This window comes from Grimontia indica, assembly GCF_000333895.2.
Classification (GTDB): domain Bacteria; phylum Pseudomonadota; class Gammaproteobacteria; order Enterobacterales; family Vibrionaceae; genus Enterovibrio; species Enterovibrio indicus.
Genome location: NZ_ANFM02000091.1, coordinates 1 through 1,271, shown reverse-complemented (window position 1 = coordinate 1,271; position 1,271 = coordinate 1). Strand labels below are relative to the sequence as shown.

The 1,271-nt window shown below is 52.6% G+C and carries 1 pseudogene; it reads left to right on the top strand.

The window, feature by feature from the left end:
- Nucleotides 1-73 precede the first annotated feature (73 nt).
- A pseudogene (locus D515_RS26080) lies at nt 74-1,271 on the top strand (hypothetical protein); the annotation flags it as partial.

Here is a 1,271-nt window from a genome sequence, read left to right as displayed (position 1 = left end):
AACACCGGACTTTTACGTTGATACCAGCTTCTATAACGGTGCAATTCGCCTGAGCAATATTAGCCTCACGCCAATGTCCGGTAGCGGTGTATCCGCTGACGCCGATCAGGATGGCGTCAACAATGACGTCGATCTGGACTCTGATAACGACACCATCCCAGACGTGATTGAAGCCGGATTAACTGATGCTGACGGCGATTTAACCGTCGATTCGATTGATCAGCAAGCTTCCGTCAGCCCTGCCCCGGACTCTGACGGCGACGGCATTCCCGATTATCTGGACTTGGAAAGCCACAACGCCGCCAATGACGGCACCGCCTACGACATGCACGGCTACGACTTCGCTGCCTTCGATACCAACGGTGATGGAAAACTCGACAGCAACGATGAACTAGGTGGTAACGATGTAAACGGCAACGGCGTGGACGATCGTGCAGAAGACGCAGACGGGGATGGACTCTCCAATCCAAACGACGATGATGATGATAACGACGGTACATTAGATATCTACGATGCCTTCCCGTTCGATCCGAATGAAACCACAGATTCCGATGGCGACGGTGTCGGCGATAACAGTGATGCCTTCCCAACGGATGCGACTGAAACCAAAGATACGGATGGTGATGGCGTCGGTGATAACGCTGATGCCTTCCCTGAAGACGCGTCTGAGACCACAGATACCGACGGTGACGGCGTAGGCGATAATGCTGATGCTTTCCCGAGCGACGCGTCTGAAACCACGGATTCCGATGGCGATGGTGTTGGTGACAACAGCGATGTCGACAAAGACAATGATGGTCTCTCCGATGAGCTGGAATCCCGCACTCAGGCAGATATCGTTGACTGGCCTGTGCTTTATGGGGCGAGCTTCTCCAATGGTGAACTCTCTGCCAATGGCGGTACTTGGCGCTATCAGGCGAACTCGGTGCGTTTCTCTGAGTACGGCTACCGCGATAACTACCGTCTGAATTTCACGGTTGAATCGCTGGGTACCAACAATATGTTTGGCTTGGGTAATGCTGAAAGCAGCGCAAATTATCCTGATATTGATTACGCCTTCTACATTGTGAACACAACGCTCTATATCTACGAGAGCGGTTCGTACCGTGGCAACTTTGGCGCAAACAGTGTCGCTACCGGCGATACCCTCTCGCTGGAAGTGAACAAGGGCACGATCCGTTATCTCCGTAACGGCGAGGAAATCCGCACAGTAAGCTACAGCGGAGAAACACCGGACTTTTACGTTGATACCAGCTTCTATAACGGTGCAA